The sequence below is a fragment of the Salinigranum salinum genome (assembly GCF_009176545.1).
Taxonomy (GTDB): domain Archaea; phylum Halobacteriota; class Halobacteria; order Halobacteriales; family Haloferacaceae; genus Salinigranum; species Salinigranum salinum.
Window position 1 is genome coordinate 2,237,516 of sequence record NZ_VTOJ01000001.1, and the last position, 16,182, is coordinate 2,253,697.

Below are 16,182 nucleotides of genomic sequence, written 5' to 3' on the forward strand. Positions count from 1 at the left end.
GTGCCGTCCGAGTGTCGCGCGAACGACCCGACCGCGGCCTCACGTGACTGTTCGGATACATTGATGTGTACTGCCACTGATAGTTCTCGCAGAAAACTCATGGCAGCCTCGACACCACCAGGGACGCGTTCCGCGGACCGTCGGCGAATGGAGTGGGACGAGTGGGGTCTCACGGACCCGAACCTGATCGGACCGGTCCTCGTGCTGGTCGCGGTCGGTGTCGGCCTGGGTCTGATCGACGAGACCCTTGCGAGCCTGTACGTCTCGGGACTGACGCCGCTCGTCGTCGTCTTCCTCGGCTACGCCTTCAACCGACGGCTGAAAGAGTCACAGTTCGAACTGGAACAGTACCGGGAGGAGGCGCGGCTGCGACGCAACCGGGACCGCATCGAGTTCACGATCGACGCCACCTTCCACGGCCCGACGGGTGGATACGTGCTCGCCGAGTTCGTCGTCCACGTCCACAACAAGAGTCTGGTCAAACACTACTCGCGAGACATCACGCTGCGTGTGCGAGGACTCGAACGGAACGAAGCACCGGCGTACCGGCTACGCGGGGGTCGTGAACACGAGGTCGCGTTCCCGATCAAGCTGTTCGAGGAGAACGTCGTTCCCGAGCCGATGAGGCCGATCTTCGTCGAGCCGAACGTCGATCAGCCGATCACCTACGTGACGCGCGTCGACGAGACGATCGGGTACGTCCTCGCTCACGCCCGATTCAACTACCTGAACAAACCCGACGAGAAGGGCCACGAGCCCCACACCGTCGAACGCGTGTTCACGATCCCGTCGCGGGGGGAGTCCTGACCCGGGAGACGCACGCTCGCGCTACCGGTCGGGGAACTCGCTTTTCACCACCGAGACCAGACAGTCGAGTTCGTCCGCGAGGTGGACGAGCAGGTCGTCGAGCGTGACGATCCCCACGAGGTCGTGGCCGCGCATCACGGGGACCCGGCGGACGCCTTCGTCGCGCATCCGCCGGGCGACCGACGCCACGTCGTCGTCCGGTTTTACCGAAAAGACGTTCGTGGAGAGGATGTGGTTGGCGATGCACTCGTCGGGGTTTCGGCCCTCGGCGAGGCCCGACACCACGAGGTCCCGGTCTGTGAGCATCCCCGCGACGGTCCCCCTGGCGTCGACGACGACGACGCTCCCGACGCGTTCGTCGCGCATGACGTGCGCGATCTCCGTCAGTGTCGCCTCCTGGTCGACCGTCACGACGTCGGTCCGGGCGATCTCCTCGATCGTCATATCCTCCCTACGACGGCGATCGGTAAATCGCTACGGCTGTCGGGCGCGTGTCGAGATCCGCCATCCGCGAGCCGTCCCACACGGGTCGTCGTCGCGGCGGTCGCGGCTCGCCGCGTCCGGTACCCTTTCGTCGCCGCTCCACGACGCCCGGATATGGACGTCTCTCTCGCGCCCTCGTCGGTCGCTGGCGACGCGCGCGCACCGCCGTCGAAGAGCTACACGCATCGCGCCCTCCTCGCCGCGGGGTACAGCGCGGGTGCCGAGGTCAGGGACGCCCTCGTCAGCGCCGACACGCGCGCGACGATGCGCGCGGTCGAGGCGTTCGGCGGGACCGTCGAGCGCGACGGGGGCACGGTCGAAGTCGCGGGGTTCGACGGCCGTCCAGCGATCCCGGACGACGTCGTCGACTGCGCGAACTCGGGGACGACGATGCGGCTCGTCACCGGCTGTGCCGCGCTCGGCGACGGGCTCACGGTGCTAACGGGCGACGACTCGCTCCGGTCGCGCCCGCATGGCCCGCTGCTCGACGCCATCGCTCAACTGAACGGCCGCGCGGAGAGTACGCGGTCGAACGGGCAGGCACCGCTCGTCGTCGGCGGTCACGTCGAGGGAGGGGGCGTCTCCATCCCTGGCGACGTCTCCTCGCAGTTCATCACGGCGCTCCTGATGGCCGGTGCGGTCACCGACGACGGGATCGAGATCGAGCTGGAGACCGAGCTGAAGTCCGCACCGTACGTCGACATCACGGTCGAACTGCTGGCCGAGTTCGGCGTCACGGTCGACCGCACCGACGAAGGGTTCGCCGTCGAGGGCGGTCAGTCGTACGACCCCGCCGACGGGACCTATCACGTCCCGGGCGACTTCTCTTCGATGTCGTACCTGCTCGCGGCGGGGGCCGTCGCCGGCGACGAGGGCGTCACGGTCCACGGTGCCCGCCCCAGCGCGCAGGGCGATTCGGCCATCGTCGACGTCCTCGAGCGGATGGGTGCGGCGATCGAGTGGGACCGCGACGGAGGCGTTATCGACGTCTCCCGATCCCCGCTCGCTGGCGTCGAAGTCGACGTCGGAGACACGCCGGACCTCCTCCCGACGATCGCCACCCTTGGTGCCGTCGCCGACGGCGACACCCACATCGTCAACTGCGAACACGTCCGGTACAAGGAGACCGACCGGGTGAGCGCGATGGCCGAGGAGCTGTCGAAGCTGGGCGCGTCGGTGACGGAGGAACACGACACACTGACCATCCACGGCGACGACACCGACCTCGTCGGCGCACGGGTCGACGGGCGTCACGACCACCGGATCGTGATGTCGCTCGCGGTCGCGGGGCTGGTCGCGACGGGGACGACGACAGTCGCCGGCGCAGAGCACGTCGACGTCTCCTTCCCGGGCTTCTTCGACGTCCTCGAGGGGCTGGGGGCGTCGGTCGAACGCCACCGGGAGTGAGATCCGACGGCCCCGGGCGGTCCGAGAACGGTTACGACCCGTGTCGTCTCCCTGCGGTCGACAGTCGGTGTGTGTCAGACCCCGGGGTCTCGACGGGAGTCGGGTTCCGGATCCGTCGGCCAACGGCCCGTACGACCCGCTTCGGTCCGTCGAGCGATGGCGTCGACCCACCAGATCTTGAGCGCCATCGCGACCACGCACGCTACGAGGGTCGTGGCCAGCTTCCGTCTCCACGCGGCCCAGAGCGCCAGTAGCGTCGCCGGGACGTTGAGCACGTTGAGCACGTTCGGGTAGCCTAGCCCCATCGTCCCCTTCTCGTCGCGGAGCCACTCGCGTTCGGCGAGGACGATCCGCGAGAGCCACGAGTCGGTGCTATCGGGCCGCGGAAACAACACGGGATTGACGACCACGAAGCCGACGACGGCGGCGAACAGTCGCCGGTCGCGGGTGTAGATCGCGTACAGCAGCGCGGGCATCGTGAGAAAGCGCGTGCCGGCGCTCCAGGGGCTGGCGTGGCGCTCCCAGAACGTGTCCGTCAGGCGGGTCCGGAGGGGGGCGGTCGGATCGGGGACCATACCACGATGATCGTCGGAACCCGCGAAGTAACTACTGGAACGGGCTGGGGTGGATCCACACTCGGGCCCGGCACCGGGTTCACGTCGGGACGCGTCGACCGACGGTCGGTCTCTGCAAACCGTCGGCTTCGACCGGAGGTGTACCGCGACCGGACGAGCGCGTCGCCGTTTTCGGCCGTGCGCGTGATCTGATCCCATGGACGTCGCATCCGAACACGGACGACGGACGGAACCGTTCGAGTCGGGCGTCTCCTGGCGGACCGGTGGCCTCGCGGGGTTCGTCGCCACGGTCGTGATGGGTCTCGTCATCGGCGTCATGGATCTGGCGACGCTCCGAGTGGCGATCGCCGGCCTGTACGGGTTCGAGGGGAGTCTCGTCGCCGGCTGGGTCGCCCACCTCGCCCACGGGACGCTGTTCGGCGTCGTCTTCGCGGGCGTCCTCGCCGACCCCGGTCTGTACCGCGTGAGCGAGTGGCTCTGGAAGACGGTCGTCGCGGGCGTGGTGTTCGGGCTCGTCCTCGCCGTCGCCGGCGCGGGCATCGTCCTGCCGATCTGGCTCGGCGCGGTCGGCGTCGACGTGGGGGCGTCGATCCCGTTCGTCACCGTCCCGAGCCTCCTGTGGCACACGTTGTACGGGGTCGTCCTCGGCGTCGGATTCCACGTTGGCGACGGCGGCTGAGGCGGTCGGCCGTGCCCACGACACCGTCCGAGCGCCGCGTCCACGACACCGGACGCCACCGAACGGAGACGACGGCCGCCGGTACAGTCTTGTCGCCCCGCACAGACGGACGGTCGTGACACCGAGCGAACGCGCTGCCTGGCTGGTCGAGCGACAGACCGAGGCGGGGTTCGTCACACCCGCGTACGGCGGTCGCTGTTTCGCGGGCCTCCCGGGGACGTGTTACGCCCTCCTCGGAGCCGACGTCGGACCGACGCTCCCGGCGTCGGTTGTCGACCGGCTGATCGGTGGCACACCCCCCGAGCGCGTCGTCGTGGTCGTCGTCGACGGCTTCGGCTGGGACCAGCTCACCCGCGAGCGAGGCCGACACAGCTCGCTGGATCGCCTCCTCGACGTCGGTCGACTCGAACCGCTCACGAGCACGTTCCCCTCGGAGACGGCGGCGGCGATGACGACGTTCCGCACCGCGGCGTACCCGCACGAACACGGTGTCGTCGGCTGGTTCCAGTACGTCGCGTCGCTCGAACGCGTGGTGTTACCGCTGCCCTTCACGACCGTCGACGGAACCCCGCTGTCGACGGTCGCGCCCGGGTTCGACCGCGCGACCCTGTTTCGCGGGAACGCCGCCGTCGAGCGTGCTCGGCCGGGTGTGACGACCGCGACGGTTCGACCGGCGGCCATCGGTGCCGACTACCCGTACGAGGGGCTCGACGGGTTCGCCCCGTCGCTCGCCGCGGCGGTCGACGCGGCCGGATCGTCGTCAGTCGTCACCGCGTACGTGCCACAGGTCGACGCCGTTGCTCACCGGGTCGGCACCCGCGCCGGCGACTACCACGAGACGGTCGGCGCCGTCTTCGACGCGATAGTCGAAACCGTCGACGACGTGGCCGACGATCGCACGCTGTTCCTCGTGACCGCCGATCACGGCCACGTCGACACCGACCCAACGACGAACGTCGACCTGCGGGACGACCGGTTCGACCGGCTCTGGGAGACGTTCCGACGGCGATCGGACGGGACGGTGGTGCCGCCGACCGGGAGTCCACGTCAGCTCCACCTGCACGTCCGCGACGGTGCGCGCGACGAGGCACGGACGGTGATCGACCGGCACCTCGACGCGCACGTGTTCGATCAGTCGGAGGCGATCGAGCACGAACTGTGGGGACCCGGCGACTCCGACGAGGCGTTCCGGTCGCGGCTCGGCGACCTGCTGGTCGTTCCCCGCGAACGGGGCGTCTGGTACGGCGACGACGAACTCGCCCAGATCGGCATGCACGGCGGGGCGACGCGCGCGGAGATGCTCGTCCCGCTCCTCGGGATCACCCCCTCGGGACGATCGGAGCCGCCCCACGAAACCTGAGCGGGCGCACGACCTCGCCGCCGAGCGCGGATTCTGCAAGCTCTAAATGCCCGCACCACTGACCGACGGGCATGAACGGGAACCGATTCGGTCGGCTCTTTCAGGTGACGACCTACGGCGAGTCTCACGGGCCGGCGATGGGCGTGACGGTGTCGGGCTGTCCCGCGGGGCTGGAACTCTCCGAGGAGGACGTCCAGCGCGAACTCGACCGGCGCAAGCCGGGACAGTCGATGATCACCACCTCCCGGGGCGAACCCGACGAGGTCGTCATCAACTCCGGCGTGCAGGACGGCTACACCACGGGGACGCCCATCGGGATGGTCATCCAGAACAAGGACGCCCGCTCGGGCAAGTACGAGCCGTACGTGACGGCACCACGACCGAGCCACGGCGACTTCACCTACTCGGCGAAGTTCGGGACGCGGAACTGGGGCGGCGGCGGCCGTTCCTCCGCACGAGAGACGGTCAACTGGGTCGCCGCGGGCGCCATCGCGGGGAAGATCCTCTCACAGCAAGGCATCCAGGTGAAGGCCCACGTCAACCAGATCGGCGACATCGAGGCTCCACCCGTCAGCTTCGAGGAGATGCTCGAACACACGGAGGAGAACGAGGTGCGGTGTGCACACCCCCCCACTGCGGAAAAGATGCGCGACCGCATCGACGAGTACCAACAGGAGGGCGACTCGATCGGCGGCTCCATCTACTTCGAGGCCCGCGGCGTCCCCCGGGGGCTCGGCGCACCCCGATTCGACTCGTTCCCCGCGCGGCTGGGACAGGCGATGTTCGCTATCCCCGCCACGACGGGTGTCGAGTACGGCCTCGGCCGCGAGGCACGCGAGTGGACCGGGCTCGACAGAAACGAGGACTGGGAGTTCGACGCCGACGGCGACCCCGCTCCGGAAGGGAACAGACACGGCGGGCTCCAGGGTGGCATCACGACGGGTCAGCCCATCTACGGCGAGGCGACGTGGCACGCGCCGACTTCCATCCCGAAGAAACAGAAGACGGTCGACTGGGAAACTGGAGAAGAAAAGGAGATCCAGGTCGTCGGGCGACACGACCCCGTCCTCCCCCCGCGGGCAGTGCCGGTCGTCGAGGCGATGCTCTCGCTCACGATCCTCGACTTCATGCTCCTGGGGGGGAGGATCAATCCCGACCGCCTCGACGGGGACGCCGGCGAGTACGACACGGAGTACCACCCCTCGTCGCCCGACAACCAGTAGGCGGCTGTCGCGGCCGTCTACTGGCTTCACTGTTCGAAGTTAGAACCGTCGATTCGGTCCTTTTCACCCCTCTCGATCATACAATATAAGGTCTATCATCATCTTTCCTTGTCAATGCATAGCAAAGTCTTTAATCGGTACCTCGCCAACAAGTCCGGTAGGGCCCACGGGGCCGTGACCACAACATGACTGACGACGAACTCATCTGGCGAATCGCAGGAGGATCCGGTGACGGGATCGCCTCGACGAGCCAGAACTTCGCGAAGGCCCTGATGCGGTCAGGGCTGCACGTATTCACACACCGACATTATCCGTCGCGCATCCGTGGTGGCCACACGTACACGGAGATCCGTGCCTCCGCGGATCCGGTCGAGTCGCGTGGCGACGGCTACAACTTCCTCCTCACGCTGGGCGACTCGTTCGCGCGGAACCCCTCGGAGGGCGCGTACTACGGCGACGAGGAGCAGAAGCCGCTGTACGAGAACCTCGACGAGCTTCGCGAGGGGGGCGTCATGGTCATCGACGAAGGGCTCGTCGACACCGACGCCGTCGAGGACTTCGACGAGCGGGTCGAGGAGAACGACTGGCACGTCTACGAGTTCGACCTGCGCTCGCTCGCCCGCGAGCACGGGCGCGAGGTCATGCGCAACACCGCCGGTGTCGGCGTGACCTGCGCGCTCGCCGGCATCGACCGGCAGTGGATCGTCGACCTGATGACCGACGCCATGCCCGAGAAGATCCTCGAGCCCAACCTCGCTATTCTCGACGAGGCGTACGAGATGGCGATGGAGCGCGAGCACACCCACGACATCTCCGTGCCCACGGGCGAACACGACGAGGAGCAGGTGCTCCTCTCCGGAAGTGACGCCATCGCCTACGGCGCGCTCGACGAGGGCTGTCGATTCATCGCCGGCTACCCCATGACGCCGTGGACCGAGGTGTTCACCATCATGTCGCAGAACCTCCCGAAGGTCGGCGGCATCTCCGAGCAGGTGGAGGACGAGATCGCCGCGGCCGCGCTCGCACTGGGGGCCTCCCACGCCGGCGTGAAGGCCATGTCCGGCTCTTCCGGCGGCGGGTTCGCGCTGATGTCCGAGCCGCTCGGTCTCGCCGAGATGACCGAGACGCCGGTCGTCCTCGTCGAGGCGATGCGCGCCGGCCCCTCCACGGGACTGCCGACGAAGCCAGAACAGGGCGACCTCGAACACGTCCTCTACACGTCGCAGGGCGACTCCAACCGCGTCGTCTTCGCCCCTGCGACGGTCTCGGAGGCGTACACCCAGACCCGCAAGGCGTTCGAACTCGCCTACGAGTACCAGATCCCCGCCATCGTCATCTACGACCAGAAGCTCGGTGGCGAGCTCGTGAACGTCCCCGCGAGCCACTTCGACGAGGCACCGAACCCGGATCTCGGGTCGGTGCTCACGGAGGCGGAACTCGCGGAGGCACCGCACGACGCCTCGGGCAAGTACAACCGCTTCCAGCACGACGTCGAGAAGGGGATCAGCCCGCGCTCGATCCCCGGGCAGAAGGGTGGTCGCTTCCTCGCGACCGGCAACGAACACATGCCCGCCGGCCACATCAGCGAGGACCCCGCGAACCGCGTCTTCCAGGTGGACCGCCGCATGGAGCGCGTCGAGAACATCCGGACGGACCTCGACGCCATGGACGAGAGCCACCAGACGCCGCACGGCCCGGAAGAGGCGGAGTACGGCATCCTGACGTGGGGGTCGAACCAGGGCACAGTCTTCGAGGCCGTCGACCGCCTCAACGACGCCGGCCACTCGGTGAAGGCGCTGTCGGTGTCGGACATGATGCCCTATCCGGTCGACGAGGTCGAGGCGTTCATCGAGAGCGTCGACGAGGTGCTCGTCGTGGAGATGAACGCCTCCGCGCAGTTCCGCGGGCTGACGCAGAAGGAGCTCGGGCGCTACGGCGAGAGGCTCTCCAGCCTCCTCAAGTACAACGGCAACCCCTTCGAGCCCGGCGAGATCGTCGACGGCTTCGTGACGACGATCGTCGAGAACGACACGCTCCCGGGGACCGAGACCAAGTTCGTCCCCGCCGCAGGTGATTAACATGAGTGTATTCAGCGCAATCGGTGAAGAGACGGAACACGACCAGAACGAGTTCACGCCCGGCCTCGAGCCACAGCCCACGTGGTGTCCCGGCTGTGGTGACTTCGGCGTCCTGAAGGCGCTGAAGGGTGCGGCCGCCGAACTGGGGCTGAGTCCCGACGAGATGCTCCTCTGTACGGGCATCGGCTGCTCGGGCAAGCTCAACAGCTACTTCGAGAGCTACGGCTTCCACACCATCCACGGCCGTTCGCTCCCGATCGCCCGTGCCGCGAAGCTGGCCAACCCCGGCCTCACGGTCATCGCCGCCGGCGGCGACGGCGACGGCTACGGCATCGGTGGGAACCACTTCATGCACTCGGCCCGCGAGAACCACGACATGACGTACATCGTGTTCAACAACGAGATCTTCGGGCTGACGAAGGGGCAGACGTCGCCCACCTCGCCCAAGGGCCACAAGTCGAAGACCCAACCCCACGGCTCCGCGAAAGAGCCGCTCCGGCCGCTGTCGCTGTCGCTCACCTCGGGCGCGTCGTACATCGCTCGTACTGCGGCAGTGAACCCGAACCAGGCGAAGGAGATCATCGTCGAGGCGATCGAACACGACGGCTTCTCGCACGTCGACTTCCTCACCCAGTGTCCGACCTGGAACAAGGACGCGCGGCAGTACGTCCCGTACATCGACATCCAGGACTCCGACGACTACGAGTTCGATCACACGGACCGCCGTGAGGCGTCGGAGATGATGGCCGAGACCGAGGACGCCCTCCACGAAGGGACGGTCCTCACCGGCCGGTACTACGTCGACGGCGACCGGCCCTCCTACGGGCAGGAGAAGCGCGCCATCGGCGAGATGCCCGAGGAACCCCTCGCGGAGCGGTACTTCGACGACGACTACGAGTGGGAGCGCTCGTACGACCTGTTCCTCGACAAACACCGCTGAGCCGGGTCACGGCTCCCCCCTGTCTCGTTCGGTTTCGGTCCTCAGAACCCGACCCAACACGGTTGATCGACGGCGGACGTCGTCGCGAAGATCCACGAGGAGCGCGTCGAACCGCGAGACGTCCCCCGAGGGGTTCCCCGTGGTCTGTGACGCGTCGTGGAGCCCGTTTTTCGATTCGCAACATATTTTTTCCGTGCCGGAAAACGAAGATACATGGACGCGACCTCTACGGCGGCGCGGGTTCTCCAGGCACTCGAGGAGGACGCACAGGCGTCCTACGCCGACATCGCCGAACGCGCGGGCGTCTCGAAGCCGACCGTGCGAAAGTACATCCAGCAGCTGGAGGACGACGGCGTCATCGTCGGCTACTCAGCCGACGTCGACCCGAAGAAGCTCTCGGGACAGTCGATCGCCCTGGTGGGGATCGACGTCGCCTCCGAGCGGTACGTGGAGGCGACGCGCGCCCTGACCGAACTCGACGCCGTCGAGTCGCTGTACACCTCCTCGGGCGATCACATGCTGATGGCCGAGGTCCGCGCCCCCGACGGCAACGCGCTCGGCGAGGTCATCGCCCAGGAGATCCTCGCGATCGACGGGGTCACCGCCGCCCACCCCTCGTTCCTCCAGGAGCGCCTGAAGTAACGTCGTCGACCACACCCCGTCGCCGTCTCCTCGTTCCGCCCGTCGCGCACGCCCGTTCACTTTCGCCTCGCTTTGGGAACGCTCAGTAGCCTCCGCCCCCGACTACACGCCGATGCCGGACCGGGACACTCCATTCGTCGCCGCGGATCGGCCCGACGACGCGACCGACGCGCGCGTCGTGCTCCACGTCGACATGGACTGTTTCTACGCCTCCTGCGAGCGGCGACGACAGCCGGAACTCGCGGGCGAACCGGTCGTCGTCGGGATGGGGTTCGAGGCCGGCGAGACCCAGGGTGCGGTGGCGACCGCCAGCTACGAGGCGCGGGCGTACGGCGTCGAGAGCGCCCAGCCCATCTCGCAGGCGCTGGAGGCACTCCCCCGCGTCGAGGAGGGCGGCGACGGTCACTACCTCCCGGTCGACCTCGACTACTACCGCGCCGTCGCCGAGGAGGTCAAGGCGGTGCTCCACGACTGCGCCGACGTCGTCCGCGAAGTGAGCATCGACGAGGCGTACCTCGACGTCTCGGACAGGACGTCGTGGGCGCGCGTCGACGGCGACACGGAACGGACGCTCGCTGAGGGGTACGCGCGGTACGTCAAACAGCGCATCGCCCGCGAGGTCGGCGTCCCCGCGAGCGTCGGCGTCGCGCCGAACATGGCGACAGCGAAGGTCGCCTCCGACCACGACAAGCCGGACGGCCTCGTCGTGGTCTCACCGAGTCGGGTCGACGAGTTCCTCGCCCCCCTGTCCGTCGATGCCATCCACGGCGTTGGTCCGGTCACGGCGCGCGAACTCCGGGGACTGGGAATCGAGACCGCTGGCGACCTCGGTGCGGCGGATCCGACGGTCCTGCGCGAGCGGTTCGGCGAGCGCGGCGTGGCGCTGCATCGCCGGGCGCGCGGCGACGACGACCGGATCGTCGAACCGACGGGGCGGCCCAAGAGCCTCTCGCGGGAGTCGGCGTTCGCCGAGGCCACCGACGACGCAGAGCGCGTCCGCGAGAAGGTCCGCGCCCTCGCTGGCGACGTCGCCGCCCGCGCGACCGACCGGGGGGCGACCTACCGCACCATCGGCGTGAAGGTGGTCAACCCGCCGTTCGACGTCAACACGCGCGAGCGGTCGCTCTCGGGGCCGGTCGACGACCCCGACCTCGTCGAGCGCGTGGCGCTCGAACTCCTCGCGGAGTTCGCGGGCGACCGGATCCGAAAGGTCGGGGTCCGCGTGTCGAACCTCACGTTCGGCGGCGGCGAGCAGGCGCGACTCGACGGCTACGAAAGCGCCGAACCGGAGCGTCGGGCGACCGGTGGAGACGACGCGACGGTGCCTCACAGCCGGCAGCCCGAAGAGGAGCAGGCCTCACTGTCGGAGTTCCAGGGCGAGCACCGGTGAGGTCGCCGACGCGGGAGTCAGGACACGAAACGTGGAGTGCTGACTATCGACGTACTGCGTAGACACACTGTTCACCAAGGCGAAAGAACAGTTTTGTTGGCAATATGATACATACTTATACTATCACGTAGTAGTGTTGTCATGAGTGGGCGAGATCCACGGAGACGGCGAACGGCCGAGACGATCGGGGACCTGCACGGGATCGGCGACGCACGCGAACGAGCGCTCCGGGAGGTCGGCGTCGAGTCGCTGGACGACGTCCGGACGGCCGACATCGAGACACTGACAGCGGTCGAGGGGATCAGCCGCTCGATGGCCCATCGGATGCGCGAGGAGGCCGGCGCCGTGACACCGACCGAACGGACCAGAGCGGCGTCGACCGCGACACCGGAGGAGTGGCGCGTGACCGACACGGCCGCGCGGTTCCTCAGCGATCGGACGGGCCTCGCCCGCGAGGAACTCAGGGAGGGGGTGGGTCTCGACCTCAGCGAACGACTCCGCAACTTCCTCGATCCGTCGCACCTCCAGTTCAGAAGGCTGTGCGGGCGGGTGGTCAAACGCGACTCGTCTGGCACACTCCGACCAGTCCCGAACGCGACAGTCACCGTCGAAGACACCGACTGCTCGTTCCTCGGGCACTTCCCCGATCCGTACCCGTGGGGGTGGCTCTTTCCGTTCAACTGTCACCGGGAGACCGTCGCCGAGGTGAAGACCGACGAGTGTGGACGGTTCTGTGTCTTCGTCCCGCGGTGGGATATCGACCGCGTTCTCCGGTTCCGCCGCGAGCGCGTCTGTTTAGACGATCTGTTCGTCCCCCGTATCCGTGACCTGTTCGAGCGGCTCCCGCACGTTCCCGACCCGATCCCCGATCCCCCCATCGGACCCGGTCCTGACCCGTTCCGGAACCCGTTCGAAGCGCAACGCGCGCTCAGGGCGATCGGGGGCATCGTCGAACCGTTACCCATCGCGCGGCTCGAGGAGGCAGTGACCGCGACCCGATTCGCGGAGTCGACCGCCGAGGTCGACGAAGTGCTCGACGCGCCGGCGTTCCCGCGGACGGCGGTGAAACCGCCCCTGCCACCGGAGATCGTCGAGGGGGGCTTCGAGGAAATAGACGAGGTCACGGAGCTGTTGATGGAGCGGGTGGAGGTGCCAAGCCGACACCTCGAAGAGCTGGCGTTCACGCGGTACCTGGGGCCGATCTTCCCCTGCCGGGAGATCGTCGTCCCCGAGTGGACGACGTTCCTTGACGTCCCGGACATCACCTTCCGCGTCACCCAGGACGTGGACGGCGACGGCGACGAGGAGGTCATCTACGACGAGGGATTCTTCGAGGTCCGCTGGGACGCGGACGATCTCTCCGACGTGACTCTCGAGGCCGACGGCAACGCCATCGCTGTCGACGGCTGCGGACTTCCCCCGATCCCCGAGGAGGACTGCGAGACGCCGGAGTTCCTCGTCGTCGGTCGGATGCCGCTCGAACCCGACTACCACGACGCGACGAGCGGGTACGCGCTTCGGGTGAACCGACCCCGGCCGAACGGACTCCCGGACGGTTCACAGGCACCCGAGGGCGAGGCACCGTACGCGCGGACGCTCCAGCTCTCGGGCTGTGTCCGGACCGAGGAGAACGCCCGCTACTACCGGGTCCGCTACGCGTACGAGGGGGACGACCCCGTCTCGTTCGCGAACGTGTCGTGGACGGCGGCCGTCATGGGCGGTGGGACCCCGATTCGGGTCCAGCCGGTCGACGGAGAGTGGTACGACATCGACGTCCTCGACACGCTCGTCGACCGAAACTGGCTGTTCAACTGGAACACGCGGCGGTACGACGACGGGCGCTACACGCTGTACCTCGACGTGGCCGACGCGGATATGAACGTTCTCGAGACGAGCGCACCGATGTCGTTCGTGATCGACAACAAGGGGCCGACCGTCGCGCTGGGACTTATCGAGTGGGCCGAGGGCGGCGACAGTCCCCCCCCGCACCCGTCGGGGGCCTGGACGACCATCGTCGAACCGGGTGCGGCGGCGACAACCTGTCCGAAGATCCCTCGGTCCGGGGAGCAGAACGTGTGGATTCGCGTGTCGTACACGGCCTCGGCTGCGCACCTGCGCGACGTGTCGCTGGGCGCCACGGGCTGCAGTAGTTCGGCACAGCCCGCGAGGGATTCCGCGGCGGATCCACTGGACTACGGTGTCTGGCACCGGTACCCGGCCGAAAACACGTACGGAGCGACCGGCCACTTCGTCGTCGAACCCAGCGATACGTCCGGATCCTACTCGGTGGTGCTCTCGGCACGGACTCGAGCGTTCAGCCCGGCCGGCGCCAGCGGCCCGGCCGCGGACTGGTACATCAACTCGGCACCCATCGGAGTCCGCGTCCCCGAAGGCATCTGTGTCATCGACTCCTCGTCCGAGGACGAGAGCTGACACCGTCTGCCGTCGGGTCGCCGTCGTCGCGTCAGTCGCTCGTCTGACGTACACCTTTGTGCGCGGCCAGCGACCGTCTCACAAGAGTGTATGACCGACACGGAGACCATCACAGTCGCTGACGTGAGCGCCGGCCCTGGGGGGGATGGAACCGATCCGGGGACGACCGTCTCACTGCCAGCCGTCGAGATCCTCACCGGCAGAGGGTTCATCACGGGCAAGTCCGGATCGGGCAAGTCGAACACCGCGTCGGTCGTCGTGGAGAAGTTGCTCTCGGCGAACTTCCCGGTGCTCGTCGTCGACACGGACGGCGAGTACTACGGGCTGAAAGAACAGTTCGAGATCCTCCACGTCGGCGCGGACGAGGAGTGCGACATCCAGGTCAACCCCGAACACGCCGAGAAGATCGCCTCGCTCGCCCTCGAACAGAACGTGCCGATCATCCTCGACGTCTCGGGCTACCTCGACGAGGGCGAGGCCAAGTCGCTGCTGCTACAGACGACGCGACACCTCTTCGCCAAGGAGAAGAAGCTGAAGAAGCCGTTCCTGATGCTCGTCGAGGAATGCCACGAGTACATCCCCGAGGGGGGCGGGATGGACGAGACCGGCAAGATGCTCATCAAGGTGGGCAAGCGCGGCCGCAAACACGGCCTCGGCATCGTCGGCATCTCCCAGCGCCCGGCGGACGTGAAGAAGGACTTCATCACACAGTGTGACTGGCTCGTCTGGCACCGCCTCACGTGGCGCAACGACACCAAGGTCGTGAACCGCATCCTCGGCAAGGAGTACTCCGACGCCATCGAGGACATGGGCGACGGCGAGGGCTTTCTCGTCACCGACTGGGCGGAGGAGGTCAAGCGGGTGCAGTTCCGGCGCAAGACGACGTTCGACGCGGGGGCGACGCCCGGACTCGACGACTTCGAGCGACCCGACCTCAAATCCGTCAGCGGTGACCTCGTCGACGAACTCCGGTCGATCAGCGACGAGAAGGAGCGCCGCGAGTCCGAACTCGCGGACCTCCGGCAGGAACTCGAGAAGAAGGAACACCGCATCGCGGAGCTCGAAGAGGAGCTGGCGGAGGCCCGGGACCTGCGGCGCTTCGCCGACCAGATGGCGCAGGCGATGTTCCAGAAGGCCGAAGCGCCGTACCGAGGTGGGAAGGGGCGCAACCTCTCGCGTCCCGACGAGCGTCAACGGGCGCTCCGCGAGTACGAGGAGGGAACCGCGCCGGACGGCGAACCGAAGGCCGCTGCGGAGGCGGCCGCCGAGCGTGCTCGTGTCGACTCCGGCGTCCGGGCCGACTCCGACGTCCCGACCGAAGCCGAAACCGGGACTGTGACCGAAACCGAGGCTGCGGCGTTCGAGGCCGCCCTCGAGGCGGCAGACGAGGAGGCGGCGGTCAACGCCGCTGCCAGCGCCGATCCGGACGTCGACGTGCCGTTCCCGCTGGCGACGGACCCCGAGATGACCGCCCCGGATGAGACGTCGACAGACGAACAGGCGGCAGACGAAGGGACGACAGACGATCCGTCGGAGGCCACCGGCCGGTCGATCGCGATGGTGTTCGGCGAGTCGAAGAGCGACCCGTCAGCCCGCGACTCGTCGTCGACACCGCCCCTCCCGGACGGAGCAGTCGGTGACGTCGCCGAGATCCTCCGCGAACGGATCGAGGCGTTCGACGGTGTAACGCGCCGGATGCTGGGAGAGTATCACGCGCGAGGCATCGCGGATCCGGTGACGGCACAGGTCGCCGCGGGCGGTCCCGAGGACCACAAGGTCGCCTACGCACGGAACCGCACGCTCAGGAAAGCCGGGTTCATCCGTCACGCCGGGCGTGGCAAGTACGCCTACGCGCTCCCCGACCACGTCCGAACCGAGTACGCCCACAGACTCCACCCCGACGCGTTCGACGAGGCGGTCGCAGCGGTGGAGACCGCGTTCGTCCTCGATTCGAGATACGAGACGGACGGGGTCGAAGCGAGCGACGGTGTCGAGAGCGCCGACACTGCCGAAGCCGCGAGCGGACAGGACGACTGAGCTCCGGTCTCGAGCGTGTGTCGGCCCCTCCTACGACCGGTCCGGCGGTGTACTCGCTGTGGGCCGAGAGGCGACGTACCGAGATCCGACGACCGACCGGGACGAGAGACAGCCGAAGCCAGGTCGGC

13 protein-coding genes are annotated in these 16,182 nt (G+C 67.9%); 11 read left to right on the plus strand and 2 right to left on the minus strand.

Translation table 11 applies throughout. The annotated features are described in order from the left end of the window. The first annotated feature begins 147 nt into the window (after positions 1-147). The gene (locus tag FZP69_RS10805) at positions 148-807 is read left to right on the plus strand and encodes a hypothetical protein (RefSeq protein ID WP_152041305.1); all 660 of its coding nucleotides are present in this window, start codon (positions 148-150) and stop codon (positions 805-807) included. 21 nt (positions 808-828) lie between these two features. Here the strand turns inward: FZP69_RS10805 and FZP69_RS10810 are convergent, their stop codons facing one another. Continuing rightward, positions 829-1,251, minus strand: a complete 423-nt coding sequence (locus FZP69_RS10810; protein WP_152041306.1) for a CBS domain-containing protein — start codon at positions 1,249-1,251, stop codon at positions 829-831. 153 nt (positions 1,252-1,404) lie between these two features. On the opposite strand from FZP69_RS10810, the gene aroA reads away from it, so the two are divergent. Next, positions 1,405-2,697, plus strand: coding sequence for a 3-phosphoshikimate 1-carboxyvinyltransferase (aroA, locus tag FZP69_RS10815; protein WP_152041307.1), 1,293 nt, complete (start codon positions 1,405-1,407; stop codon positions 2,695-2,697). Positions 2,698-2,771: 74 nt separating this feature from the next. Here aroA and FZP69_RS10820 read toward each other — a convergent pair whose 3' ends face one another. Further along, positions 2,772-3,272: a DUF6653 family protein gene (locus FZP69_RS10820; RefSeq protein WP_152041308.1), complete on the minus strand. Its 501-nt coding sequence runs from the start codon at positions 3,270-3,272 to the stop codon at positions 2,772-2,774. A 196-nt stretch (positions 3,273-3,468) separates the two neighbouring features. On the opposite strand from FZP69_RS10820, the gene FZP69_RS10825 reads away from it, so the two are divergent. The 9 genes from FZP69_RS10825 (at position 3,469) to FZP69_RS10865 (ending at position 16,054) form a co-directional block, all read left to right on the plus strand. Next, on the plus strand, positions 3,469-3,951 hold the full coding sequence (locus tag FZP69_RS10825; RefSeq protein WP_152041309.1) for a histidine kinase: 483 nt from the start codon (positions 3,469-3,471) through the stop codon (positions 3,949-3,951). A 115-nt stretch (positions 3,952-4,066) separates the two neighbouring features. Continuing rightward, positions 4,067-5,311, plus strand: a complete 1,245-nt coding sequence (locus FZP69_RS10830) for an alkaline phosphatase family protein (RefSeq protein ID WP_192918540.1) — start codon at positions 4,067-4,069, stop codon at positions 5,309-5,311. Positions 5,312-5,382: 71 nt separating this feature from the next. Further along, a complete protein-coding gene (gene aroC, locus FZP69_RS10835) occupies positions 5,383-6,534 on the plus strand; it encodes a chorismate synthase (protein ID WP_152041311.1) in 1,152 nt (383 codons plus the stop codon). Between the two features lie 185 nt (positions 6,535-6,719). After that, entirely contained in the window at positions 6,720-8,612 is a 1,893-nt protein-coding gene (locus tag FZP69_RS10840; protein ID WP_152041312.1) for a 2-oxoacid:acceptor oxidoreductase subunit alpha, read from the plus strand. 1 nt (position 8,613) lies between these two features. Beyond that, the gene (locus FZP69_RS10845) at positions 8,614-9,552 is read left to right on the plus strand and encodes a thiamine pyrophosphate-dependent enzyme (protein WP_152041313.1); all 939 of its coding nucleotides are present in this window, start codon (positions 8,614-8,616) and stop codon (positions 9,550-9,552) included. Positions 9,553-9,765: 213 nt separating this feature from the next. Beyond that, the gene (gene lrpA1, locus FZP69_RS10850; protein WP_152041314.1) at positions 9,766-10,194 is read left to right on the plus strand and encodes an HTH-type transcriptional regulator LrpA1; all 429 of its coding nucleotides are present in this window, start codon (positions 9,766-9,768) and stop codon (positions 10,192-10,194) included. 112 nt (positions 10,195-10,306) lie between these two features. Next, a complete protein-coding gene (gene dinB, locus FZP69_RS10855) occupies positions 10,307-11,584 on the plus strand; it encodes a DNA polymerase IV (RefSeq protein WP_152041315.1) in 1,278 nt (425 codons plus the stop codon). Positions 11,585-11,725: 141 nt separating this feature from the next. Then, entirely contained in the window at positions 11,726-14,017 is a 2,292-nt protein-coding gene (locus tag FZP69_RS10860) for a helix-hairpin-helix domain-containing protein (protein ID WP_152041316.1), read from the plus strand. A gap of 90 nt (positions 14,018-14,107) precedes the next feature. Beyond that, the gene (locus FZP69_RS10865; RefSeq protein WP_152041317.1) at positions 14,108-16,054 is read left to right on the plus strand and encodes an ATP-binding protein; all 1,947 of its coding nucleotides are present in this window, start codon (positions 14,108-14,110) and stop codon (positions 16,052-16,054) included. The last annotated feature ends 128 nt before the right edge of the window (positions 16,055-16,182 follow it).

Excerpts from the sequence above, each read along its gene's own strand:
- dinB (WP_152041315.1), top strand. The coding sequence starts at position 10,307 with ATGCCGGACCGGGACACTCCATTCGTCGCCGCGGATCGGCCCGACGAC.
- FZP69_RS10805 (WP_152041305.1), top strand. The coding sequence starts at position 148 with ATGGAGTGGGACGAGTGGGGTCTCACGGACCCGAACCTGATCGGACCG.
- FZP69_RS10840 (WP_152041312.1), top strand. The coding sequence starts at position 6,720 with ATGACTGACGACGAACTCATCTGGCGAATCGCAGGAGGATCCGGTGAC.
- FZP69_RS10810 (WP_152041306.1), bottom strand. The coding sequence starts at position 1,251 with ATGACGATCGAGGAGATCGCCCGGACCGACGTCGTGACGGTCGACCAG.
- lrpA1 (WP_152041314.1), top strand. The coding sequence starts at position 9,766 with ATGGACGCGACCTCTACGGCGGCGCGGGTTCTCCAGGCACTCGAGGAG.
- FZP69_RS10860 (WP_152041316.1), top strand. The coding sequence starts at position 11,726 with ATGAGTGGGCGAGATCCACGGAGACGGCGAACGGCCGAGACGATCGGG.
- FZP69_RS10825 (WP_152041309.1), top strand. The coding sequence starts at position 3,469 with ATGGACGTCGCATCCGAACACGGACGACGGACGGAACCGTTCGAGTCG.
- FZP69_RS10865 (WP_152041317.1), top strand. The coding sequence starts at position 14,108 with ATGACCGACACGGAGACCATCACAGTCGCTGACGTGAGCGCCGGCCCT.
- aroC (WP_152041311.1), top strand. The coding sequence starts at position 5,383 with ATGAACGGGAACCGATTCGGTCGGCTCTTTCAGGTGACGACCTACGGC.
- FZP69_RS10820 (WP_152041308.1), bottom strand. The coding sequence starts at position 3,272 with ATGGTCCCCGATCCGACCGCCCCCCTCCGGACCCGCCTGACGGACACG.
- aroA (WP_152041307.1), top strand. The coding sequence starts at position 1,405 with ATGGACGTCTCTCTCGCGCCCTCGTCGGTCGCTGGCGACGCGCGCGCA.
- FZP69_RS10845 (WP_152041313.1), top strand. The coding sequence starts at position 8,614 with ATGAGTGTATTCAGCGCAATCGGTGAAGAGACGGAACACGACCAGAAC.